The organism is Bacteroidota bacterium, assembly GCA_026391695.1.
Lineage (GTDB): Bacteria > Bacteroidota > Bacteroidia > Bacteroidales > JAGONC01 > JAPLDP01.
This window is the reverse complement of sequence record JAPLDP010000067.1, coordinates 1-23,732: the sequence shown is the minus strand read 5'-3', so window position 1 is coordinate 23,732 and position 23,732 is coordinate 1. Positions and strand designations below refer to the sequence as shown.

17 protein-coding genes, 1 tRNA gene and 3 pseudogenes are annotated in these 23,732 nt (G+C 39.7%); 10 read left to right on the top strand and 11 right to left on the bottom strand.

Going from position 1 to position 23,732, the window contains the following annotated elements; genetic code table 11:
* The first annotated feature begins 159 nt into the window (after positions 1–159).
* Entirely contained in the window at positions 160–3,405 is a 3,246-nt protein-coding gene (locus NT175_08885; GenBank protein ID MCX6234820.1) for a hypothetical protein, read from the top strand.
* A 378-nt stretch (positions 3,406–3,783) separates the two neighbouring features.
* A complete protein-coding gene (locus NT175_08880; protein MCX6234819.1) occupies positions 3,784–6,498 on the top strand; it encodes an adenosylcobalamin-dependent ribonucleoside-diphosphate reductase in 2,715 nt (904 codons plus the stop codon).
* A gap of 9 nt (positions 6,499–6,507) precedes the next feature.
* On the opposite strand, the gene NT175_08875 is transcribed toward NT175_08880, so the two are convergent.
* Together NT175_08875 and NT175_08870 are read right to left on the bottom strand one after the other, a co-directional pair.
* Positions 6,508–6,906, bottom strand: a complete 399-nt coding sequence (locus NT175_08875; protein ID MCX6234818.1) for a hypothetical protein — start codon at positions 6,904–6,906, stop codon at positions 6,508–6,510.
* 124 nt (positions 6,907–7,030) lie between these two features.
* The gene (locus NT175_08870) at positions 7,031–7,807 is read right to left on the bottom strand and encodes a radical SAM protein (protein ID MCX6234817.1); all 777 of its coding nucleotides are present in this window, start codon (positions 7,805–7,807) and stop codon (positions 7,031–7,033) included.
* 92 nt (positions 7,808–7,899) lie between these two features.
* On the opposite strand from NT175_08870, the gene NT175_08865 reads away from it, so the two are divergent.
* Both NT175_08865 and NT175_08860 read left to right on the top strand, forming a co-directional pair.
* On the top strand, positions 7,900–8,874 hold the full coding sequence (locus NT175_08865; GenBank protein ID MCX6234816.1) for a polyprenyl synthetase family protein: 975 nt from the start codon (positions 7,900–7,902) through the stop codon (positions 8,872–8,874).
* 82 nt (positions 8,875–8,956) lie between these two features.
* Complete coding sequence (locus tag NT175_08860; protein ID MCX6234815.1) at positions 8,957–9,559, top strand: porin family protein; 603 nt, start codon at positions 8,957–8,959, stop codon at positions 9,557–9,559.
* Here NT175_08860 and NT175_08855 read toward each other — a convergent pair.
* The 3 genes from NT175_08855 to ruvB form a co-directional block, all read right to left on the bottom strand.
* Positions 9,543–10,988 (bottom strand): hypothetical protein, encoded by a 1,446-nt coding sequence (locus tag NT175_08855; protein MCX6234814.1) that lies wholly within the window; start codon positions 10,986–10,988, stop codon positions 9,543–9,545. The genes NT175_08860 and NT175_08855 overlap by 17 nt on opposite strands.
* 195 nt (positions 10,989–11,183) lie before the next feature.
* Positions 11,184–12,113, bottom strand: coding sequence for a tRNA epoxyqueuosine(34) reductase QueG (gene queG / locus NT175_08850; GenBank protein ID MCX6234813.1), 930 nt, complete (start codon positions 12,111–12,113; stop codon positions 11,184–11,186).
* A 5-nt stretch (positions 12,114–12,118) separates the two neighbouring features.
* Complete coding sequence (gene ruvB / locus NT175_08845; protein ID MCX6234812.1) at positions 12,119–13,138, bottom strand: Holliday junction branch migration DNA helicase RuvB; 1,020 nt, start codon at positions 13,136–13,138, stop codon at positions 12,119–12,121.
* Positions 13,139–13,404: 266 nt separating this feature from the next.
* Between ruvB and NT175_08840 the strand changes: the two genes are divergently transcribed.
* Positions 13,405–14,253, top strand: a complete 849-nt coding sequence (locus NT175_08840) for a universal stress protein (protein MCX6234811.1) — start codon at positions 13,405–13,407, stop codon at positions 14,251–14,253.
* Positions 14,254–14,271: 18 nt separating this feature from the next.
* Positions 14,272–14,685 (top strand): SPOR domain-containing protein, encoded by a 414-nt coding sequence (locus NT175_08835; GenBank protein ID MCX6234810.1) that lies wholly within the window; start codon positions 14,272–14,274, stop codon positions 14,683–14,685.
* Between the two features lie 59 nt (positions 14,686–14,744).
* Here NT175_08835 and NT175_08830 read toward each other — a convergent pair whose 3' ends face one another.
* Together NT175_08830 and fbaA are read right to left on the bottom strand one after the other, a co-directional pair.
* Positions 14,745–15,596, bottom strand: a complete 852-nt coding sequence (locus tag NT175_08830; protein ID MCX6234809.1) for a universal stress protein — start codon at positions 15,594–15,596, stop codon at positions 14,745–14,747.
* A gap of 151 nt (positions 15,597–15,747) precedes the next feature.
* On the bottom strand, positions 15,748–16,821 hold the full coding sequence (gene fbaA / locus NT175_08825; GenBank protein ID MCX6234808.1) for a class II fructose-bisphosphate aldolase: 1,074 nt from the start codon (positions 16,819–16,821) through the stop codon (positions 15,748–15,750).
* A 205-nt stretch (positions 16,822–17,026) separates the two neighbouring features.
* Between fbaA and NT175_08820 the strand changes: the two genes are divergently transcribed.
* The 4 genes and pseudogenes from NT175_08820 (at position 17,027) to NT175_08805 (ending at position 20,228) form a co-directional block, all read left to right on the top strand.
* Positions 17,027–17,100, top strand: a tRNA-Arg gene (locus NT175_08820).
* Positions 17,101–17,174: 74 nt separating this feature from the next.
* Positions 17,175–17,255 (top strand): annotated as a pseudogene (locus tag NT175_08815) (IS200/IS605 family transposase).
* A gap of 63 nt (positions 17,256–17,318) precedes the next feature.
* Positions 17,319–19,055: a S41 family peptidase gene (locus NT175_08810; protein ID MCX6234807.1), complete on the top strand. Its 1,737-nt coding sequence runs from the start codon at positions 17,319–17,321 to the stop codon at positions 19,053–19,055.
* A gap of 57 nt (positions 19,056–19,112) precedes the next feature.
* The gene (locus NT175_08805) at positions 19,113–20,228 is read left to right on the top strand and encodes a serine hydrolase (GenBank protein ID MCX6234806.1); all 1,116 of its coding nucleotides are present in this window, start codon (positions 19,113–19,115) and stop codon (positions 20,226–20,228) included.
* Positions 20,229–20,461: 233 nt separating this feature from the next.
* Here NT175_08805 and NT175_08800 read toward each other — a convergent pair.
* From NT175_08800 to NT175_08785, 4 genes and pseudogenes are all read right to left on the bottom strand, one after another.
* A pseudogene (locus NT175_08800) lies at positions 20,462–20,749 on the bottom strand (nucleotidyltransferase domain-containing protein).
* 292 nt (positions 20,750–21,041) lie between these two features.
* The gene (locus NT175_08795; protein MCX6234805.1) at positions 21,042–22,172 is read right to left on the bottom strand and encodes a Fic family protein; all 1,131 of its coding nucleotides are present in this window, start codon (positions 22,170–22,172) and stop codon (positions 21,042–21,044) included.
* Between the two features lie 898 nt (positions 22,173–23,070).
* Positions 23,071–23,442, bottom strand: coding sequence for a transcriptional regulator (locus NT175_08790; GenBank protein ID MCX6234804.1), 372 nt, complete (start codon positions 23,440–23,442; stop codon positions 23,071–23,073).
* A 12-nt stretch (positions 23,443–23,454) separates the two neighbouring features.
* Positions 23,455–23,598 (bottom strand): annotated as a pseudogene (locus NT175_08785) (type II toxin-antitoxin system HigB family toxin).
* Positions 23,599–23,732: the final 134 nt, after the last annotated feature.

The following is a 23,732-nucleotide window of genomic DNA, read 5'->3' as shown; positions in this document are numbered from 1 at the left end:
ACTTTATTCAGGTTTTAAGTGTTTTCAGAAGCAGATTGATAATATGTTAAGTTTGTCCGAAATTTTTGATGTTTGTATACCTGCGTGAAGAAAAGTACGGTGTCAGGATCTTCTCATATAAGTCAAAATAGATTTCTCAACAGGAGTATTCTGCTGTTGTTGTTTATATCATTGCATTCGTACCCACTTATAGCTCAGTTTTATAACGGATCACAGCTAACCTTCGGCAAGAACCGTGTACAGTACAATGATTTTTTATGGACCTATTACCAGTTTGAAAATATTGATACATATTTTTATTTGAATGGCAATGAGCTGGCTATTTATGCGGCTAAATATGCCCAGGCTCATCTTGAGGCGATAAAATCTCAGCTTGATACCGATCTGGAAGATAAGATACAATTTATCATTTATAATAGCTTACCCGACCTGAAACAAAGTAATATAGGCCTTTTGGGCGAGCAACATTACAACACCGGGGGCATCACACATATTATCGGTCACAAGGTCTTTCTTTATTTTGATGGTGACCTGACACATTTTCAGAATCAGATCAGGGCAGGTATTGTGAAAGTTCTGATTGACCAAACTCTTTATGGTGGCAGTGTAGGTACCCAGATTAAAAATACTACCCTGATGGCATTACCCACATGGTATGTTGATGGTTTAGTATCTTTTATTTCCGAAGAGTGGAATTCCGAAATAGACAATTATGTAAAAGATGGCATTCTTTCAGGCCGCTATAAAAAATTCAACCAGTTAACAGGTATAGATGCCCTTTATGCCGGACATGCTATTTGGAATTACATTGCCGAGAAATACGGGAAAAATGTAGTATCGAATGTTGTTTACATGGCTAAAATCAGCCGTAATGTTGAAAATGGATTTCTCTATGTGCTTGGTATTTCCTTTAAAAATCTGATGAAAGAGTGTTATGAGTATTATTTAAAGAAATACTCAGAAGCTAACAGCGGGATGACAGAGCCTGGTGGGATGAAAATTATCCGCAGGCCCAAGAATGATGTTGTATATGGTGCTCTTAAACTGAGCCCTGACGGGCGATATGCAGCCTATACGCGCAATGATTATGGCAAGTGTAAAGTATATGTCTATGAGTTGTCTTCACGCAAAAAGGATAAAATTCTTCGAACCGGTTTCCGCCTGGATGAAAAAACCGATTATACCTATCCCATATTAACCTGGCACCCCTCCGGCAAGCTATTGGCTATCATCACTGAATTCAAAGGGCACATTATTCTTTATTATTATAATATTGATACAGGAAAAAAGATCAGGCAAACCCTATTCAATTTTGAGAAAATAGTAGATTTCAGCTATTCGCCCGATGGAAAATCATTTCTTTTCTCCGCTGTTCAAAAAGGCCAATCTGACCTGTTTATTTATGACATAGCCTCCAACACGTATGAAGAGATCACCAAAGATATTTTTAATGATCTGAATCCCTGTTTTATAAACAATGGCAGCCAGATTCTTTTTAGTTCCAACAGGACCAGCGACACATTACGCTATACTTCGGACATTAACATCGATGCGTCACAGGAAACCAATGACCTTTTTTTATATGATCTTACTTCCAGGAGTAATGTTCTCAGGAGAATTGCATTAACTCCTACTGCAAATGAAATCCAACCTGAAGAATTGGGTAAGGGACAGTTCACTTACCTGAGTGATTATAATGGCGTATATAACCGATATATAGCCCGATTCGACAGCAGCATAACTTTTATCGATACGACCACTCATTACAGGTACTTTACCGAATCATTCCCGGTGACCAATTATTCACGCAACATATTGATCCATTCCGTTCAGCCGTCCGCAAATCTTTATGGTGAAGTTGTTTACAAGGATAAAAAATTCACCATGTACATTGATTCTTTATCAGCAACTGAAGCTCTGATTCCCGTTGAGCTGATGAGTACACCCTATGCAGAAAAAATGCGACAGCAATTTGATCAGGAGCAGCAGACGTTAAAAGAAGAAAACAAGAAAACACAACAACCTGACCGGAAACGATTTTCCAATGTGCATACCCTGGATCAAGTGGATGAAAAGGCAAAAATTGACATTCATAATTACTTATTTGATAAACAGTCATTCATAAAAGTAAGCGGAAAGGATACGCTTGATGTTGTTGTTCCTCTTCCATCAGTGAGCGAGAAAACAAGCGCTGGTTTCATTATACCCAAGAAAAGGAATTACGATGTCGAATTCTCCATCAACGAGCTGATAAGCCAGATAGACTTTACCTACCTGAATTATTCCTATCAGGCATTTTCAGGAGGAGGAGAGCCTATTTTCCAGACACCAGGATTTAATGCATTCTTTAATGTAGGTGTGACCGATCTGCTTGAAGATTACCGGATTTCAGGCGGTGTGCGACTGTCGGTTGACCTGAGTAATAATGAATATTTACTGAGTTTTGCCAATCTCAGAAAAAGGCTGGATAAGGAGATTATTTTCCACCGGAAGGCATTTGAGGAAGTGGGCACATACTCTCTTATCAAACACTATTCACATGAGCTCTATTACGTTCTGAAATACCCTTTCAGCCCGGTCATGAGCATAAGGGGTACCCTGACCCTCAGGAATGATAGGGCTGTGTATCTGTCGACTGACCAGATCAATCTTAAGGAACCGGATCAGTCGATGAACTGGGCAGTATTAAAAGGAGAATTCATATATGATGATACCCGTGAATTGGGATTGAACCTTTACCATGGAACACGCTTCAAGATTTTTGGAGAATATTATAACCAGATTGCAGAGAAGAGTTCAAATCTGATTATTGTCGGATTGGATATCAGGAATTATATCAAGATCCACCGTACGCTTATATGGGCAAACCGTTTTGCTGCCAGCACATCACTTGGTACGAATAAGCTGATCTATTATCTAGGTGGTGTCGATAACTGGATTTCACCCTCATTCAACCGTGAAACACCGATCGATTATGATCAGAATTATATTTATCAAACCCTTGCGACTAACATGAGGGGTTTTACTCAGAATATTCGGAATGGTAACAGTTTTGCTTTGATAAACAGTGAGTTAAGATTTCCTGTTATCAGGTATTTTGCTAATCGTCCTCTCAAGTCCGATTTTCTGAATAATTTACAGATAGTAGGTTTTGGTGATATTGGTACAGCATGGACAGGGCTGAATCCATATTCGAAGGAAAATTCGCTTTTTACCCGTGTAATTGAACAACCACCCATGCTAATAACAGTTGAAGTGCAAAAGGATCCAATAGTAGAGGGTTTTGGATTTGGCCTCAGGAGCCGTGTTTTTGGTTATTTTCTCCGCGCTGACCTGTCATGGGGCGTCGAGGATGGCATTATTCTTCCTTCCCAGTTTTATTTTTCATTAAGCCTGGATTTCTAAAACTAAACCCTTTTGGAATTGTTAATAAGTCGGAGTATAAAATATTATTCCGATCATCCACTTTTTATTTTTTTTAAGGGAATTTGATATAAACCTATTGAATCTGTTGATGGTATTGAGTCGTTTGAACATCTGAAAAAATTGGATTTAAAAGGTACGACTGACCCAAAATGATGATGAAAGACTTATTAAGATTTTATATTTTTTTAAGTCAGACGATTAGGATGAATTACTCACTTATTGTTAATAAAACGATTTGCATGTGGTGGGTTACTGTTGTAATTTGGTCAAGGGTAAATAGCACCTTTCTTAAACTATAATATATTCATTTTCAATTAATTAATTTATTCTTGAAATATATATTTGAAATTTCTGTCTATGCAGAATGATTTATTTTCAAGTGCCGAAAAGCAAATATTAGAAGGTATTACAAAGGATTTTTACGAGGAGATGAAGGGAAAACGGGCCAGACCAACAGTACAGGAAGGAACAGATATTTTTTCCGGGGTGATGCATACTAAGATTATGCCGGACGATAAGCATAAACATGAAAAGGACATTGATCCTCCTCACTTTGATGAAATACTGGATAAGTCGACCCAATATTTCAAAGGCGACAGCCTTGCAGCGAATGTATGGATCAACAAATATGCACTAAAGAACAGTGAAGGCAAGATATTTGAGCTCACACCTGATGACATGCATCACCGCTTAGCCAGGGAAGTTGCCAGAATTGAGGCCAAATATCCGAATCCGTTGAGTGAGGACGAGATTTATCACCTTTTTAAGGACTTTAAATACATTATCCCGCAGGGAAGTCCTATGGCAGGTATAGGCAATCGTTTCCAGGTTTCCTCTTTGTCAAATTGCTTTGTTATTGGCAATGAAGGTTCTACTGATTCTTATGGCAGCATATTGAAAATAGATCAGGAACAGGTTCAACTCATGAAGCGCCGTGGCGGCGTTGGTCATGATCTGTCACATATCCGCCCGGGTGGGAGTCCGGTCAAAAATAGTGCCCTTACCTCAACAGGTATTGTGCCTTTCATGGAACGTTATTCCAATTCTACACGTGAGGTTGCACAGGATGGCAGACGCGGTGCCCTGATGTTGTCGATTTCGATAAAACACCCGGATGCAGAGAAATTTATTGATGCCAAGCTCGAACAGGGAAAGATTACCGGCGCAAATATCTCGGTGAAAATTGATGATGAATTTATGCGTGCCGTAATCGATGGTCAGCCCTATATTCAGCAATTCCCTATTATCTCACAAAATCCCCTGGTTAAAAAGGAAATAGATGCCCGTGCTTTATGGAAAAAGATAATTCATAATGCCTGGAAATCGGCCGAACCCGGCGTTCTTTTCTGGGATACAGTGATCAGGGAGTCCATTCCGGATTGTTATTCTGATCTTGGATTCAGAACCGTGTCGACAAATCCATGCGGGGAAATCCCATTGTGTCCTTATGATAGTTGCCGATTGCTGGCGATAAACCTATACAGTTACGTTGATAATCCGTTCACCACCCATGCCAGTTTCAATTCTGAACTTTTTACCAGGCATGCGCGCTATGCGCAGCGAATTATGGATGATATCATCGACCTGGAAATAGAACACATCGATAAAATTTTGGACAAGATCAATACGGATCCTGAAGATGAGGAGGTCAAAAGGATTGAAAAGAAGATGTGGGAAAATATCAAGCGAAAGAGCAGCATGGGTCGCAGAATGGGAATCGGTATCACTGCCGAGGGTGACATGCTGGCCGCTCTGGGCTGCCGCTATGGATCGGAAGATGCCATCAACTTCTCTGTTGAGGTTCATAAACTTCTAGCTATTGAAGTGTACGGTTCGTCAGTTGAACTTGCAATGCAGAGAGGTCCTTTCCAGATCTTCGATATCGAAAGAGAACGGAACAATCCATTTATAAACCGTCTGAAAAAATTCGCCCCGAAAGTTTATGAAGACATGGAAAAATATGGTCGCCGGAATATTGCTATGCTGACCGTTGCTCCCACGGGCAGTGTCAGTATATGTACACAGACAACCTCCGGAATAGAGCCTGTTTTTATGGTCAGTTACAAGCGACGCAGAAAAGTGAACCCCAATGATAAAAAAGTGCGCATTGATTTTGTCGATGAGGTGGGTGATTCATGGGAAGAATATAACGTGTTCCATCATAAATTCGCCACATGGCTGATTATTAACGGCTATGATCCTGAGACAATAGCCAAGTTAAAGGACGATGAATTAAATGAAATCATAAAAAAATCACCCTATTATAAAGCTACCGCTAATGATATCGACTGGGTCAGTAAAGTGAGGATGCAGGGTTCCATTCAGAAATGGGTTGATCATTCCATCAGTGTGACAGTTAATGTCCCGCGTGATTCTAATGAGGAGCTTGTCAGCGAGATATATAAAACAGCATGGGAAACGGGTTGTAAAGGTATGACCATCTACCGTGACGGGACCAGAACAGGGGTGCTGGTCAGTAACAACGAAACATCCGAAAGTGACGATAACGACTTTCATGAAACAAAAGCCCCACCACGCCCGGAAAGACTTGAAGCTGAAGTTGTTCGTTTCCAGAATGATTATGATAGATGGGTGGCTGTTGTGGGTTTATATAAAGGCCGACCGTATGAGGTATTCACCGGTAGAGCTGAAGGATTTTTTCTGCCTAACTGGGTAAACCAGGGATGGGTGATACGCGTGAAAAAGGAAAACCAGAAAAGTGCCCGGTACGATTTTCAATTCGAAGATAAAGATGGTTATAAAGTGACCATGGAAGGATTGTCGCGGCAATTTCAACAGGAATACTGGAACTATGCCAAGCTGATTTCCGGTATTTTACGGCATGGCATGCCTTTACCGTATGTCGTTGACCTGATTTCAAATCTGTTCCTGGGAAGCGACTCAATCAATACCTGGAAAAACGGCGTTATCAGGGCATTAAAAAAATTCATACCCGATGGTACTTTAGCTGTCAAAGAACTTCAGTGCCCGGAATGTGGTGAAGAACACGCCATTATTTATAAGGAAGGCTGCCTGATTTGCAAGTGCTGCGGATATTCGAAGTGTGACTAAGTCCCTCGCTCAGAAATGTATTTTATGATAGTCGAATTCCTGATTATCTCTGAATGCCTGCACTTTTTGAGCGATGTATAAAAATATTTTCAGGTCTTTCTGGCGCAGCCATGTGATGGCTTCAGGCTTATTATTACATGCATCGGCTAGTACGGCAAGTATTGAGTAGTTGTTTTTGACCAGCCATGCATATGCTTCCTTTTTATTGTCGATCGCATTGTCAAGGGCTGCCAGATGAGGATACCCATTTTTCATCAACCATTTGAAAGCTTCTTCACTGCCTCTGATCGACCGTGAAAGAGCTGCCAGTTCAGGATAGCCATTATGCAACAGCCATTCGAAAATCTGATCATTGCCACTAATGGTTTCTCCAAATGCAATAAGGATTTTTGGCGGATAGTTTACCATATGACAAAGATAGTCATAAAGTATAAGAGAGAGAATGAAATAATGCTGAGATGGTTTATTGTTTATTAGTCAGAGGTTGCATGTTATAAGTTACATATCGCTGATATGGCTTGTAACCGGATAATTAATGATATACCTGAACAGGAATTCCAAGTGTTTCGACTTTTTTTGCTATCTGCTGAAGTTCATCTGATCCGATTTTTTTAAGAGTGGCCACTGGTGTCTGGCGGGCTATCGGGTAGATCAACACAAGGATGGGATGAATATCTCTTATATTGTTAAGCCATGCATGGATTTCTTCATCAGTGGTATTGTCAATCTGAATACCTTCATATTCTCCTCTTATAAACAAGGTTTGAATGATGACGGGTCCATCGAATGATTTAAGATCTCCGATTATTTTTGATAATGAGATCTTTCCAAGTGGCCTGTTAAGTAACTGGAACATTTTCTCTGTACCGCAATCCAGCTTAAGGACATTTTTATTCACTTTTTTCAGAGCTGCGCGTATTGCAGGTTTATGTAAAAGAGAGGAATTCGACAGGACAGTAACTTCAGCTTGCGGGAAGTAGGTATTCTTGATCGCAAGAGTATCGTCAATAATACCCGGGAATTCAGGATGAATAGTTGGCTCTCCGTTACCGGCAAAAGTCAGATTATCCGGATAGATATTGCTGTTTACAAGCTCGGCACATTTCTTCTCCAGTGCAGTTTTTACCTCCAACCGGGAAAATAATCTGACTTTTTCCGCGCTTTTTGCTTTTGTCCATCCACATTCGCAGTAAATGCAATTAAACGTGCAGTACTTATAACTGGTTGGTAAGAGGTTAATTCCGAGTGATATTCCAAACCGCCTGCTATTAACCGGGCCGAAAACAATTTCATCAAATAATATGGACATGGTATATGAAGAGTTGACTATCGTGCAAAGATGTAGAAAAATCAGACAGCGTATGAAGTGCTTTTTGTACTTTTGACAGAGATTTTTTCCGGATGGCCACTATTGATGATATTAAAGCTCCCATTAGTCAGCATTTAAAAATATTTGAAAAGACCTTCAGGTCTTCGATGAAAAGTAATGTTCCATTGCTGGATATCATCACACGCTATATTTTGAAACGAAAGGGAAAGCAAATGCGGCCAATATTTGTGCTTTTATCGGCAGGATTGTGTGGAGGGATTAATAAGTCATCGTATACTGCTGCAGCACTCATTGAGCTTTTGCATACGGCCACGCTTATTCATGATGATGTTGTTGATGATTCGAATACACGGAGGGGATTGTTTTCCATCAATGCTCTCTGGAAAAATAAAGTCGCCGTTCTTGTCGGGGATTATATGTTATCCAAAGGACTTTTAATCGCTCTCGACCATAACGAATATCATTTACTCAGGATTGTATCAGATGCGACGCGAGAGATGAGCGAAGGCGAACTTCTTCAGATTGAAAAGGCGAGGAAACTGGATATCACGGAAGATATCTATTTTGAGATCATCAGGAAAAAAACAGCTTCACTCATTGCTGCATGCTGTGCAGCCGGAGCTGCTTCATCATCGACCGAAGCGGCTGTCATCCGCAGGATGCACACCTTTGGGGAAAATGTCGGCATTGCATTCCAGATTAAAGATGATCTTTTCGATTATGATGCGAAACATTCTGTTGGTAAACCCAATGGCTTGGATATCAGGGAGAAAAAAATGACACTGCCACTAATTTACATGCTTGGTGAAAAGGATTTATTCGAGAAACGGAAGATCATTTACTATTTCAAGCATCATCACAATGATCCTGAAAAGATCCACGAGATCATCGAGCAGGTAAACAGAAGTGGCGGAATCGAGTATGCTCATCGCAAAATGCTTGAATACAGGGATAAGGCATTTCGGATTTTGTATGATTGGCCAGATTGCGAAATCCGTCGATCACTTGAGATGCTAGTAACGTTCTCTATTGAAAGGAAGAATTAATCATTCAGATATTTAACTAATTTCTATTTTTGAATTCACGATTATAATTGATATTGGAAGTTTATCCTAGTGAACCATTTGAATGAGATACCTTTTACTTTGGATATTTTTCGCTGGTTTGATGGTTAATGGTGTTGCCCAGAAATTTAATGGGGGCGTGCTGGCTGGTCTCAGCACAAGTGAAATATCAGGAGACTATATAACCGGACCCAGCAAAGCTGGCCTTTATATTGGGCTCTTTACCAGCCACTATGTATCGGGCAAATCATCCCTGCAGCTCGAACTTGATTTTATCCAGAAAGGCAGCAGGAAGAATCCTGACACGCTTGACCTTACCAGATATATTTTGAGACTTAATTATCTGACGATCATGTTTCTTTATAAATATGACATAAAGAAATTCACTTTTGAAATCGGTCCATCTTTTGGCTACCTGGTACATTCATATGAAGAAGCCGACTATTTTGTTCTGGACAATCCTTTTAATCCATTGGATTTCAGTGGTGAGCTAGGTTTATCCTATGCCATTTCACGAAACCTGCGATTTAATATCAGATATTCCAACACATTATTTTTTCCAGTCAGGGACGAGCCTTCCGGATATACATATTTTCTGAGAAAGGGCCAGTATAATGAAGTGCTCAGTTTCACATTTCATTATACTGTTTTTAATACGCAAAGGTGAATTTTATCAGTCGCCAGGGAGAATTCTCGATCATTACCAATGCTTTGTTATTTATCTGGAACGTGTAAGCTTTTCGGAAAACCATTCCTTCTTTCTTATTCCCGTCCTTATTGAAGGTTTCTTTCCTGTAAATCCCGGTATTAAGATCTATCCGGGTTATCGTCAGGTTGAGTTTGCTTTTTACAGGTCGTATCTGATCAGGATCATAGATCCCATCATTCTTTGGGTGGTCATTAAAAAACAGATAAAGGCTGCTGTCGGCCATGATGCATTTGAATCCGGTATATTCCTGTGATGGTAAAAACTGGCTCTTTGGTATCCAGTCCTGCCATTTTAGATTTCCGTCACTGGTAAAGCACATCACCAGGATATGATCGGAATGATAGAATGGCTTGAAATAGAATTTATTCTGCGAGTCGGTAAAATTAACAAATTCAGTCCAGCTTAGTTCTGACAGAAAGATTACATCCCCATTATCTCTCTGATACAGATCACAGGCAACCAGATTTTTCAGATCTTTTTTCCGGATTGTCTTATAATTCCCGGTCATGATTTTAGTCGAACTTTGAGTAATAACTTCCTGGTTATTCTGATCAAAAAGATAGAGAAACAGGCCGTCTACTTCATCATTCTTTTTTTCCTCCGAATAATAGCCATAAATATAAATATTACCACCTTCAGTCTGATCCAGGCCGATGGATTGGATTTTTTTATTTTCAAGTGAGAAATTATAATAGGCGATTTCATCTTTAAGGATATTGTAAGTGACCAGTTTGTAGATGATATCCTCAAAGGGGAAAGAGTAACTGACCATAAATAATAACTCGTTGGTGTAAAGCAGGACTTTTGAGATTTTACAGTACTCAGGTATAAAAGGCATTACAAGTTGCTTTGAAAACACTTCATCAGTGTTGCTGTTAAGCAGTTTGATGTTCAGTTTCAGTTGCGGGCTTTCACCCGGAGGGAAGGACTGGATATAAAGCAGTTTGAAGTCATTATCTGTATAAATGGGTATCATCTTGAAAAAGTCATTTTCTTCAGAACTTTCCGTTATTTGCGAGGATTTCTCAGTATTTCTGATTTCCCCCATGAAAAGCGGCTGGGAAATCAGGTCTCCTTTCATATTGAATGAGAAAAGGAAACTTCTGTAGGTCATTGAAGGCAGGTCATGATCTACGGTGAAAATCAGAAACTTATCATCATGCAGAAATATATCCCTTATCACCGGTCGTTTGCAAAGTTCTGCGGGTGGCATTGTCAAACCAATAGTGGCATAAGGCTGGAACTGATAATCAAGTTTCTCAATGTAGGTGTCGCATTGACCATTTTTACAATCAAAAGAGCTCTTGTAGTTAATCCTGAGTGTATAAAAATATTCTGAATCAAGGAGTAAAAAAGGGCTTATCCGATAATCTTGTGGAATATTCATGACCGGCCCTATGAAATCATTACAGGTGACCTTAATCTGGGAATATATTGGAAATGGGAGAAAAGCACACCACAAAAATGAAGAGATGACACAGCTGCGAACGATGAATTTGTCTGGTGGCAAAGCTTTCATAGGTTCTTTTTGTGCAAGTATTTGAATAAATATTCCACTTAAAATTACTATAATTTTTCAGATTCATTCATTTCTGATGAAATCAATATTTCTTTTCAATCCATTGTATGAAGCCCTTTTCAAAGGTGATTTGAGAAAGATTTTTTTAAATGCATCTTCTGATAAATCATCCCAGTCTTTTTTTCTCATATTTAATAAAGCTCTGCAAGGATGGAATGCTGGTTCCAGATGAGGCCGTGAAAATTTATTCCAGGGGCAGATATCCTGGCAGATATCACATCCAAAAATCCACTGTTGGAAGTTATTTTTCAAAGCGGCAGGGAGGTTTTTACGGTATTCAATGGTCAGGTAGGCAATGCATTTATTTGCATCGATAATATAGGGTTTGACAATGGCGCCTGTTGGGCAGGCCTCGATGCACTTTGTACAATTACCACAACGTTCCGGGGCAGGATTGTCGGGGTCAAGGTCCAGATCTGAAATAATTTCACCCAGGAAGAAAAAAGATCCCATTTTTTCATTTATCAGACAGGAATTTTTTCCAATCCATCCCAATCCACATTTCTGGGCCAGTGCTTTTTCCAGAACAGGGGCAGTGTCGGTGAAAACTTTAGCATTAATATGACCTGCCACAGTGCGGATATACAGGATCAACTGGTTTAATTTATTTTTGATGATATTGTGATAATCTTCGCCATAGGCGTATTTTGCGATTTTATAATTATCCGTGGTATCCATCATCCGTGACGGGTAATAATTAAGTGAAACAGAAATTACTGATTTTGCCTGATCCACGAGGAAAGCCGGATGAAGTCTTTTATCCGTGTTTTTTTCCATAAACAGCATGTCACCATGCATTCCGGCAGCCAGCCAGTCTTCCAGACGTTGTTTTTCCTTTTCAAGGAATACCGCTTTACTTATCCCGCAGTGTGAAAAATTCAGCTCTTGTGCCCGGGTTTTAATAAGGTTGCTAAGTCGGTTTCTCAGGGCTATAGGATTCAAAACAGCAAGTGGTCTTTTTTTAACATTTTTCCAATATGTTCATAAGCCAATGGAGTAACCTGACGTCCGCGTGGGGTTCGGACTATATAACCCTCCTGGATTAAAAAAGGTTCATACACTTCTTCAATAGTTCCTGCCTCTTCTCCAACAGCTGTGGAAATTGTGGATATACCAACCGGGCCACCATTAAATTTTTCAATGATTGTCGATAATATTTTATTATCCATTTCATCCAAGCCATTTTTATCGACATTCAGTGCCTGCAAGGCGTATTTGGAGATAGCAAGATTAATGGTTCCGTCGCCTTTTATCTGGGCAAAATCGCGCACACGCCTTAGCAAAAGGTTAGCTATTCTTGGTGTGCCGCGGCTGCGGCGGGCAATTTCGGTGACAGCATCTGCTGTTATCCTGACATTGATAATGTGTGCTGAGCGTGCGATAATATGCTCCAATGTTTGGGCATCATAATATGATAAACGGGAGTTGATTCCGAATCTTGATCTAAGCGGCGCAGTTAGCAAGCCTGAACGTGTTGTGGCACCAATCAGGGTAAACGGGTTGAGTTTTAACTGTATGTTGCGTGCATTCGGCCCGGTTTCAATGATTATATCGATCCGATAATCTTCCATGGCTGAATAGAGGTATTCTTCGACCGGAGGACTTAATCGGTGTATCTCGTCAATGAACAGGACATCGTTTTTCCCTAAATTGGTCAAAAGCCCTGCCAGGTCACCGGGTTTATCAATAACCGGACCTGAAGAGACTTTTATTTTAGCTCCCAGTTCGTTTGCGATGATATAAGCCAAAGTAGTTTTCCCAAGGCCTGGAGGACCATGGAGCAGCACATGGTCCAGGGCTTCACCTCTTTGTCTTGCAGCCAGGACAAATACTTTCAGATTCTCCACCACATGATCCTGACCGGCAAAATTCAAAAAATCCGGAGGTCTGAGAACCTTTTCCAGTTCCTGTTCATCAGGGCTGAGGTATTTTCCGCTTGCGTCAATGTTTTCGTTCATTGTGGATGCATAGTTGATTATTTCTATGTTATTTGCCGGGAAACAAAATTACGATATAAAGAAATTTGCCTGACCGGCTTAATGAAAATAATGCATGCTTTTGTATATATGATTGAAAAAAAAATTATTTTAGCTGTATGAACTCCATTGTAAAAACTAATTATCTATGAAATCCCTATATTTTTCATCCCTGCGAAAGGATAAAATAATATTATCCAATAATGTATGGATTCCATCATACAATAATCCGACAACATTATAATGTGATGAAACAGATAATTGTAGGTATTGACTTTTCCAAAACTTCCCTCCAGGCACTGAAATATGGTATTTTTTTAGCGAACAGGGCATCAGCAGATGTAATGATGATATGGGTTGATAATCAGACTTCATCTGAATCTGTTTTTTCAGATGGGGGAGCTGAACTGAGAGAGGAGGCAAAGCGGAATTTCGAAGAAATCATGGAAATGCATAAAGGCTTGATGGAGAAGGGGGAACTGTCGTACAAACTGCGAAAAGGCAAGGTTTATTTTGAGATAGCCCAGCATGCCCGTCAAATCAATGCCAATCTGATAATCTCCGGCACCCATGGTGTTTCTGGATTTGAGGAGTTCTGGATTGGTAGTAATGCCTATCGTATTGTGACCAATGCACCCTGCCCGGTCATCACTATCCGGCAGCAGTTTGATTTTAATTGTGGTGTTAATAATATTGTTGTTCCGCTTGATCATACGAAAAATACAGTGCAGAAAGTACCCACTGCAATGGAACTGGCGAAATTATGGAATGCCAGGATTCATATTTTGGCCCTGTATTCAACGGGTGTTCATACATTACGGATGAGGGTGGATAAAACCGCAAGAGAAATAAAACATTTATTTGACAAACAGAAAATACCCTGTATTTGTGAATCCATACTGGCCGAAAATGTCTCTCATTCAACTATTGCTTATACTGAAAGTATTAAGGCCGAGATGATTGTCATCATGACCGAGCAGGAGACGACCACTTCAAATATTCTGCTGGGAGAATATGCCCAGCAAATGGTCAATTATTCTCCTGTACCTGTTCTGAGCGTTCATCCAAAAGAAATTCATCAGATAATCAAGCAATGATTTCTTCTTATGCGGTTAATGAGCCTGATATTATTATTTTTCTATTTTTTTATTTCTGATAGTCTGTTGGGACAAGAAGTTCAGAATCTTTACGGGAATATTGAATTAATCCAGGATAGCAGGATTGACAGCCTTGTGACACGGCATGTTTTATATAACCAAAACAATCAGTTCTTAATTGGATATCGTATTCAGATTTTCTTCGATGCTGGTAACAATTCACTCCAGAATGCTTATAAGGCTGCAGAGATTTTTTTTACTAAATACCCTGATGAAAATGCCTATGTAACTTTTAAAGAGCCCTACTACCGTGTAAGGGTGGGGGATTTCAGGACGCGGCTTGAAGCTGAGGGTTTTCGTCAGATGATTATCTTGGATTATCCAAATGCCTTTTTAATCAGGGATAATATCAACCCAGCCGAGATCAGATAGTACTGGTTATCTTATAATTTGGCTCTAACCGTCAAATGGTTTGAATTCCAAAATTGATTTTACCGTGTAATTACCTGGGAATATTCCTTTGGGTGAATGCTTAAAACCGGCAGTGGGGAATGGTTTACCATCTGCTGTGCATATGGTCCAAGCCAAAGATTTTTGGTTGTTTTTTCCTGATCGGTCATAATGGATATCAGATTTGCATCTTTCTTGACAGCATAATCTATTGTTGAATCAGTGACGTTATCAACTTCAATCTGATCCCTTTCGAAGGATATTTCATTTTCAGTAAGATATTCAATAACCTGTTCAGAATAGTTATCGATTTTTTTGCGGACAGAATGAACCTCAGTTGTATATAAACCAAGAACAAAAATTTTGGCATTAAAATATTTGGCGAACAAAGCAGTAAATGGCACCTTCTGCCTTGTTTCGAGTGTGCTGTCAATAGGAAGGATGATTTTCGTGAGGTTCCGGTCAATTTTTATTCCCTTTCTGATCGTAATAACAGGGCAAGGTGATGCAGAGACGATTTTTTGTGCATTACTGCCAATCCAAAATTCTTCGAAACCAGAAGAACCATGAGTTCCTGCGACGATGAGAAAAGCGTCATCCTCTTTGGCCTGTGCTATGATCTCGCGATATACTTTCCCATCTTTTGTGCAATATTCAATTTTATTGATACCCATGAGCGGTTGATAGAGGGCAACCAATTCTATAAAGGAATTTCTGGCGTCAGCAAGAGCTTCCTGCGGACTTTTCAAAGCCACGGATTTTTCCTGTGAGGCTTTGTTTACCCAAACCATCTTAATGTCAGATTTAGCCCTTTGGGCAATCGTAATAGCATGTTCAAGGGCATTAATTGAGCAATCTGAGAAATCGATAGCTACAATAATTTCTTTTTTCATATAAATGGAATAACAAATTCACAAGTCTTTGCTAAGATAATGAAATCTCCCAAGGAATGCAAAAATATTTAACTATCCTGAAAAAATTTTTAGATGCAAAGAGGCTAAAGAGATTTTATAATCCCATAAAGGATTGAATACTAGTTATATATTAATTTCTATTCAAAGCGTTCAGATCTACGTAAGCCTGTTTGAGCCGGGTCACCAACATTTTTTCACCCTCACGCAACCATTTTCTGGGATCATAGTATTTTTTATTTGGCTTATCTTCACCTTCAGGATTACCTATCTGACCCTGAAGATATCCATGGTATTTTTCATAATAATTCTTGATTCCTTCCCAGTAAGCCCATTGGGTATCAGTATCAATATTCATTTTAACGACGCCATATGAAATAGCTTCGCGGATTTTTTCTTGTTCTGAACCAGAGCCACCATGAAATACAAAATTTACCGGATTTAAGTCAGTGTTGAATTTTTTCTGAATATATTTTTGTGAGTTATGTAAAATGATGGGTTCAAGTTTCACATTACCTGGTTTATAAACACCATGGACATTACCAAAGGAGGCTGCAATGGTGAAGTGGTCGCTTATCCTCTTGAGCTCTTCATAGGCATATGCAACATGTTCGGGTTGTGTATAAAGTCTAGAACTGGCAATACCCGTGTTATCCACTCCATCTTCCTCTCCTCCTGTAACGCCCAGTTCAATTTCGAGGGTCATTCCTATTTTACTCATCCTGTCAAGATAGCGCTTACATGTTTCGATATTTTGGGTCAAAGGTTCTTCTGACAGGTCGAGCATATGCGAACTAAAAAGCGGTTTCCTATAGCGTTTGAAGTATTTTTCACCATAATCCAACAGGCCATCCACCCAGGGTAAAAATTTACGCGCTGCGTGGTCGGTATGAATAATCACCGGAATTCCATAATATTCAGCCATCATATGGATATGATTGGCGCCTGAAATAGTGCCGGCAATTGTTGCTTTAAGGTCACTTAAGCTCTGGCCAGCATAAAAAGCCCCGCCACCGTTGGAAAATTGGATAATTACAGGGGAATTTACCTGACGGGCAGCTTCAAGCACAGCATTGATCGAATTTGTACCGACCACATTAACTGCAGGTATAGCATATTGGTTGGATTTTGCCAGACGGAATATTTCATGCACATCATCACCAGTGATAACACCGGGTTTAACTTTTTTAACTTCTTTTGTTGACATTTTTAAGTATGATTATTAATACAATTCTGTAAAACTGTTACAAAATTAATGAAATTTATCAGGTACGTTAAAATTCAAACAGATAAAAGCCTGCATCTATGAAACAAATCTTTAATTTCAGAACTACACTACTCAATCTCCAGCGCATCAAAATAGTATTTAGCCCAGATAAGTCGGATTTTATATTAAATTTGCACCCTTATTTGGTCCCGTAGTTCAACTGGATAGAATATCAGATTCCGGTTCTGAGGGTTGGGGGTTCGAATCCCTCCGGGATCACCTGAAACCCTTTCTTATCTCTTTAGGGGTTAATTCCCCGCAGTTTGCTGCGTAAAAATAATATCTTTGTATGTATGAGTGAAAGCGAATACATACACAAATCGCATAACGTATCTGTATTGTTGTATCATTATGTTTGTCCGGCGAAATATCGAATTCCTTGACTTTTCACGATTTTGTCATACATTTACTTCGTATATTTTATTCCTGAATAAGCCATGAAAAAATTTATTTTGCTGACTCTTACAATTTTCTCCGGTGCCTTCAATCTGTTTTCCCAGACTACTAATTTCGAGGCTACCTATGATTCCATGCATTTGAGGTTTCAGGTCTATTATGCCTTCGGTGAATGGAAAGCCATCGATTGGTATGGCCTGAACGACCAAATAAAGCCCAAAATCATAAATGCCGGATTAGATAACGATACCAATGCCTTTTATCTTGCATTACGCGAATACGTCGCTTCGGTACCTGACGGACATGTTTCAGTCCGAGGTACCGGGTGGGAAGATCACAAAGCATATGCCCGTTATCAGCAGATCGGGGGAAGTTACGGATTTGCCCTCTCCGGACTGGACGATGACCGTATTGTAACTCGCCTTGTGAATCCGGGATCACCTGCTGCCCTTGCCGGAATGCAATTTGGGGCTGATATTCTGGAAATTAATGACCAGCCCGTGAAAGAGGTTCTGGATACGGTTCCCGTTTTATGGGCGGAAGCAAATCCTGCCACCCGGGAATGTAAAAAACTGAATCAGTTCCGGTTCATCGGTAGGGCTCCCATCGGTCAAACCATGAAAATAAAGTTCCGTAATCGGGGCGCCTTTGACCCTGTTACAGTTACACTAACAGCCGTTGATGACGACTATGTTACGTTTGACCAGACTTCTCTATTGCCCGTGGATCCCGGGCCTACCGTATCGTATGAGATCCTTCAGCCAAGTGGATACGGCTATCTGAAACTGACCAGTGAAGGGGGGGATTCTGCCACGCTTGCAGGCATTTACACTGATTTCAGGGATGCTATCACGCTTTTTAACGCGAATGATTCACCCGGGATGATCCTGGATATGCGCGTAAACACCGGTGGAGAAGATATGCTGTCGGCCGCGCTTTCTGGATTTTTTTCCACCGATACCATTCTGTATGAACAGCAGAGTTTTTATAATCCTGCCAGCGGCCAGTTTGAACTTTGGCCTCTGCCCATTCCACATTTCAATCCACAAACCTTAGGTCCCTATATCAACCCGGCATATCCCAACGGTACTTTATTCACCGAACATCAGGGCTTATACTTTTCAAACCCTGTGATGGTAATGGTAGGTCCGCGCAATATAAGCTCCGGAGAGGGAATTCCGATGTCATTGCAACGGTTGCCCAACAACAAAGTGGTCAGCTTCTACGGGAGCAACGGTTCTTTTGGCATGATAGAATGGTGGTCAATCCATTATCTCTACCTTCCACCCAATGATTTATACTTAAGATTCCCCGTGGGACGCTCTCTGGATAAAGACTTTAATATCCAGCTCGATAGCGATTCAAACATGATGGGCGGTGTCGTACCTGATATCCGTGTTCCCATAAATGATACGGTCCTTGATCAGCTCTATATCGACAGCATTGATGTGGAGTTGAATTATGCGATACGGGAACTTAATTCCATGCTTGGAATTAACGAACAGCATCGCGGCGTCACGAGACTGATCCTGGATCATATCTTTCCCAATCCCATCACATCTTATGCAACGATTTCGTACCGGCTGGAGGAAGCCGCCGTAGTTTCGTTTGCTATTTACGACTTTTGCGGGAGAGTGGTGACAACGCTGATGGATGAACCACAAAATGCGGGACGATATACGGTCAAATGGAGTACCGGAGATACGAAGCCCGGGATTTATTTTTACAGGATCAGTGCTGGTAATGTTAGTGTTACCCGGAAATGCATCGTTCTGTGACAACGGTTAGTATAGTAACTGAAGTTTAGATTCGTCTTATAATTTTATATCAGCACCATGAAATCAAAACTGTTTTTACTGATCCTTGCATTGATGTGTATGGGTTTGATCACATGTAAAAAAGAGAGTGATCCGTATGGTGATCTGAATAAACAGATTGTTGCGGAATGGGAACATGTGAGCGATTCCATCCTCGCCAATTCCGGGGTCCCCGGTATGATTATCGGGATCTGGGCTCCCGATAGAAACCTCTCGTGGGTCATAGGAAAAGGGAAAGCCAATCTGGCTACCGGCGAAAAACCTGACCCGTCCATGAAATACCGGATGGGGAGTCTTACCAAGACTTATACCTACACGGTTCTTCTCCAGCTGGTAGATGAAGGAAAAATCAGTCTTTCAGATAAGCTTAGTTTATTTCTACCCGATTTCCCTAAAGCCGACAGCATCACAATTCGGATGTTATGCAATCACACGAGTGGCATCTTTGATTATACGGAAACAAACCTGTTTCAGATGAGTCTTATCACGGATCCGTTAAAAAAGTGGACCAGCCAGGAGATGATCGACCTGGTTAAAACGGAACCCTTTTATTTTTCTCCGGGGACAGCTTTCAAATATTCCAACACAAATACCATTATCGCTGGGATGATTGTGGAAGAACTCACCGGAAACTCTATTGCAGCGGAAATTCAGCATCGGATTCTCGATGCTCTTCACCTGGAGAATACCATCTATCCCACCAATCAGGTGATGACGGGTGCATTTGTTCATGGTTACGGGTGGTTTGAAGGGGATAGCACCGATGTGTCACAGGCGTATGATCCTTCCATGGCTGGCGCGGCAGATGCTATGATTGCCGATGTGTACGACCTGAAGAGCTGGGTGGAACATCTTTACAAAGGCACTTTGCTTACACCGGAAACACAAACTCAGCGGCTCACAGTTGTTCCAGCTACAGATGAAGACTGTGAAGAATACGGACTTGGAATTATGCATAAGATTTATCCTCCCATGTGGGGCCATACCGGAACCATCCCGGGATATAAAAACTGGGCGGGGTATTGTCCTACAGAAAATGTAACCATTGTGATCAATTACAATGCTACCACTGACAAGCCAATGGACCTTGCATCCCGACTAATGACTATTTACCTGGTGGCAATAACAAAATAAAACCATCCTCCAAATACACAAGTCCATCCCGCCCGCATGCCTTTGCGTGTTTGTGTGTGCCTTGCATGAGCATGCAGCGCACACTTGTTGTAAGCTGTTGCAAAATGTTAAAAATACAAATATTTTTAAAGAGGATATACAGCAGGTATGCATTTTTTTCCAAGGGTGGAAGGCCTGGACATGGGTGTGGGTGTGAGTGTCGGTGTGGGTGTGGGAGAGGATATGGCGAAACACTGCTTTGTTTCTTCTATGCTTTCAATAAAATATGGATTAGAAAGTGAATTTTCTGTCAATAGATCAATTTTTCGATTGAACAATTCTTCAAGCTTATGATGTAATTCAAAGTAATTGTCGGTGTATTTCTCAATAGAAATGTCCTTGAACGAAATTAATATATCAATATCGCTATTGGTAGTGAAACTATCACTACACACTGATCCGAAAACATGCATTGTTTTAACATCATATTTTTTGCAAAGCTCTTGAAGTGCGCTAATCTTTTCTTTAATAATACTTTGCATGACCTGATTTTTGTACAAAGATAATATTTATTATTCAGCATTTTTCATGTGTAGCGTTTTCGACACTTACGTATAATGTATTGGATATGTAAGCTTAATAATAATATTAAAAAATACGAATATTTTTAGAAAGCGACACAGCGTCATAGGTGTGGGTGTGGGAGTGTGTATGCCGAAAGGCGGGATGGTGTGAGAGGTGCACCCCGGCTATTCATGGTCGGGGCCGCCTACTCGATTGTGCTACGTTTTTTCTTTTCTCAAGGTTTAAATTGAAGTAAATAACATCGAAGAATTACTCCGAAAGTATTTGGTACAATTCAAGATTTAGGTAGTAGTGATGACCTTCGATTTCTTTCTTCTCCATCACTTGCATATCACATAACTTATTGAGATAATCTCTTGCAGTATTTTCTGCATAAATTCCAGAATCAACCATATGTTTTACCTTGGTAAACGGTTGAGTAAACAAGAATTCTATAAGACCTTCCGGATTACGGAATTTTCGATCATCTTTCTTTACAAATTCTAGAATTGAATCTTTTATAGACACAATTTCATTGATCTTATGGAACGTAATATTCGAGGTGTTTTCAATGGCTCTCATCATAAATAATAACCAGTCCTTCCAATTACCTCTTTGAGAGACGCCCATTAATCCGGAGTAATAATCATCCTTATGATCCAAAATGTATCGACTGAGGAACAATATTGGAACATCCAGTAGTCCTTTGTTCGTCAAATAATGGATATTGAATACACGTCCTGATCTGCCGTTTCCATCACGGAATGGATGAATAGCCTCAAACTGAAAATGAGCAATGGCCATTTTTAGTAAATGATCAATTCTATACTGCTCATCATCATTCAAGAAGTTTACAAGATTGTCTAGCTTATCTTTAATTATGGTAACACCTCTAGGAGGAGTGTAGATAACCTGACCGGCATTTGGTCCTGTGCCTCCTTGTTTAATAGTCGTATTCAAAAAATCGGGACGAATCCCATCCGTTGTTTGCTTTATTTCCTGAAATACCTGTATAAAGTAGTCTTGATCAAATTGTCCGGTTTTTTGTAAATAGTTGTAGCCAGACCAAAGTGCTTCTCGATATCTTAATACCTCTTTGGATGCTCCGGTTGTTTCAGTGTTTTGATCGCTATATGCTTTATATAGCTCATCATCAGTTGTGAATATGTTCTCAATTGCACTGGAACTCTTTGCTTCCTGCAAGCTTATTGTATTAATCAATAGCCCCTGATTTGGAATTATAGCACCTCGACCGTGAAGTCTTGCTAAAGCTGCTTTTGCATCTCCAAGCTTCTCCAATATTTCTATTGTTTGATAGAGCTCCTTTCTAATGGGTAACGAGGGAAGATCATTCCATGGAACATTTCTGTCAGGATTAATTGGATAAAGTATTTCGTGCATCAATTAATCTTATTTTTAATGTTTACTCGAATTCTGACCTCAAAAGTACGATTTCTTATCCAGCAAACATTAAAAAATTAAAAAAATAATGTTTTGACAAAATCCTGACCTTAAAAGTAATTCTTAAACATCCAGCAAACATCAAAATACTATCATTTTAATGTTTGGTTAGATTTTGGCCTTAAAAGAACAGAGATACAACCATTCAAACCTTAAAAAAAGAAATTATTAAGGTCTGACTCATTTGTAATGTACCTTTTCACCTCCTCCAAATTAATACCTGAATACGAAGCGAACTTACGGATGGTATTAGTTTTCTTTCATTCAATGTGGCACAACTATTTAGGATTTCATCTTCAAATTACGAAAAAAAATAAATATTAACGACAGATCGATGTTATTTGCAGATAAATCCGAGTTGAACGAAGCCGCCTGTAAATCAATAAGATTACCCATGTGAAAGCAATATATAAAAAACCTATTAATAAGGCGCCATTCAAGCCAAGGATGGACATAAGTCTCCTAAATCCTTACCGGGTTATCCAGTTCTATTTTCTCTTCCAGGGAAGATTCGATGAGAACAATCTGTGAGCGGGGTTTTCCTTGTATGTGTACTGAATGTTGCCGGTTGAGTGAACGTAGAGAAGCAAAACCGGTTTACATTCAGTCATCCCGATGAGAATCTTCCGAATCGGGATAATCCATACATGAAAAATAGTTGAAACGCCCGTAAATACAGGGAAAAGAGGTAATAAATTATAACAAAATTGATGTTGAAAAGGAGAGGATTTTTAGACAGTCTGACGATTTCGTGCTTGGCCTTGTGCAAAATACCGCTTTTCTGACAATTTATAAAATTCATTTTGCATAAGGCTAAGCACGTGTTACCAGCCGTACTTTATTGTCTCGAAAGCTGATAATCATTAATTAAAAGGTCAGCTGAAAGATTCAATTTATTTGTCAATTTGCGAATCATTTCAACGGTCAATTTTCGTTTTCGGTTGAGAACCTCAGAAACTCTGCTTTTACCACCAATTTCATTAACTAAATCAACTTGCTTCAATTGCAACTCTTCCATTCTTATTTTTATGGCTTCTATTGGATCTGGAGTCTCAATTGGATAATGTTTTTTTTCAAATTCGTCTATTAACAACCCAAGAATGTCTGCTTCATCACTTTCAGGTGTCCCAATTGCAGCATCAAAGATTTCGTTAAGACGTTTTAACGCTTTACGATAATCTGCTTCTGTTTTTATTGGCTTGATTTCCATATTTTTTATTTTTTAAATTGTATTTGCATTTATTTTGCCGTATTCAACATGTGTCCCAATGAATTTTATGAAAACCCATTGTTTTTCAAAATTGAATTTGGCAATGAGTCTGTATGAATTGCCTTTTATATTAAAAACAATCCTACCGTTTTTTAGCCTGAATTATTCATAAAAAAATGGAAAAGTTTGTTATCTCATTGATAATCATTATCTTTGAGGTGTATAAACTTTTAAACAAACTTTTCCATGAGTAAAGATACAAAAAGCCCAAATACCCATCTTGTTTCTGA

Excerpts from the sequence above, each read along its gene's own strand:
- NT175_08875 (MCX6234818.1), bottom strand. The coding sequence starts at position 6,906 with ATGGTAAACTATCCGCCAAAAATCCTTATTGCATTTGGAGAAACCATT.
- NT175_08805 (MCX6234806.1), top strand. The coding sequence starts at position 19,113 with ATGAAATCAAAACTGTTTTTACTGATCCTTGCATTGATGTGTATGGGT.
- NT175_08830 (MCX6234809.1), bottom strand. The coding sequence starts at position 15,596 with ATGAAAAAAGAAATTATTGTAGCTATCGATTTCTCAGATTGCTCAATT.
- NT175_08790 (MCX6234804.1), bottom strand. The coding sequence starts at position 23,442 with ATGGAAATCAAGCCAATAAAAACAGAAGCAGATTATCGTAAAGCGTTA.
- NT175_08840 (MCX6234811.1), top strand. The coding sequence starts at position 13,405 with ATGAAACAGATAATTGTAGGTATTGACTTTTCCAAAACTTCCCTCCAG.
- NT175_08810 (MCX6234807.1), top strand. The coding sequence starts at position 17,319 with ATGAAAAAATTTATTTTGCTGACTCTTACAATTTTCTCCGGTGCCTTC.
- NT175_08860 (MCX6234815.1), top strand. The coding sequence starts at position 8,957 with ATGAGATACCTTTTACTTTGGATATTTTTCGCTGGTTTGATGGTTAAT.
- NT175_08835 (MCX6234810.1), top strand. The coding sequence starts at position 14,272 with ATGAGCCTGATATTATTATTTTTCTATTTTTTTATTTCTGATAGTCTG.
- NT175_08855 (MCX6234814.1), bottom strand. The coding sequence starts at position 10,988 with ATGAATATTCCACAAGATTATCGGATAAGCCCTTTTTTACTCCTTGAT.
- NT175_08880 (MCX6234819.1), top strand. The coding sequence starts at position 3,784 with ATGCAGAATGATTTATTTTCAAGTGCCGAAAAGCAAATATTAGAAGGT.
- ruvB (MCX6234812.1), bottom strand. The coding sequence starts at position 13,138 with ATGAACGAAAACATTGACGCAAGCGGAAAATACCTCAGCCCTGATGAA.
- NT175_08865 (MCX6234816.1), top strand. The coding sequence starts at position 7,900 with ATGGCCACTATTGATGATATTAAAGCTCCCATTAGTCAGCATTTAAAA.
- fbaA (MCX6234808.1), bottom strand. The coding sequence starts at position 16,821 with ATGTCAACAAAAGAAGTTAAAAAAGTTAAACCCGGTGTTATCACTGGT.
- NT175_08870 (MCX6234817.1), bottom strand. The coding sequence starts at position 7,807 with ATGTCCATATTATTTGATGAAATTGTTTTCGGCCCGGTTAATAGCAGG.
- NT175_08795 (MCX6234805.1), bottom strand. The coding sequence starts at position 22,172 with ATGCACGAAATACTTTATCCAATTAATCCTGACAGAAATGTTCCATGG.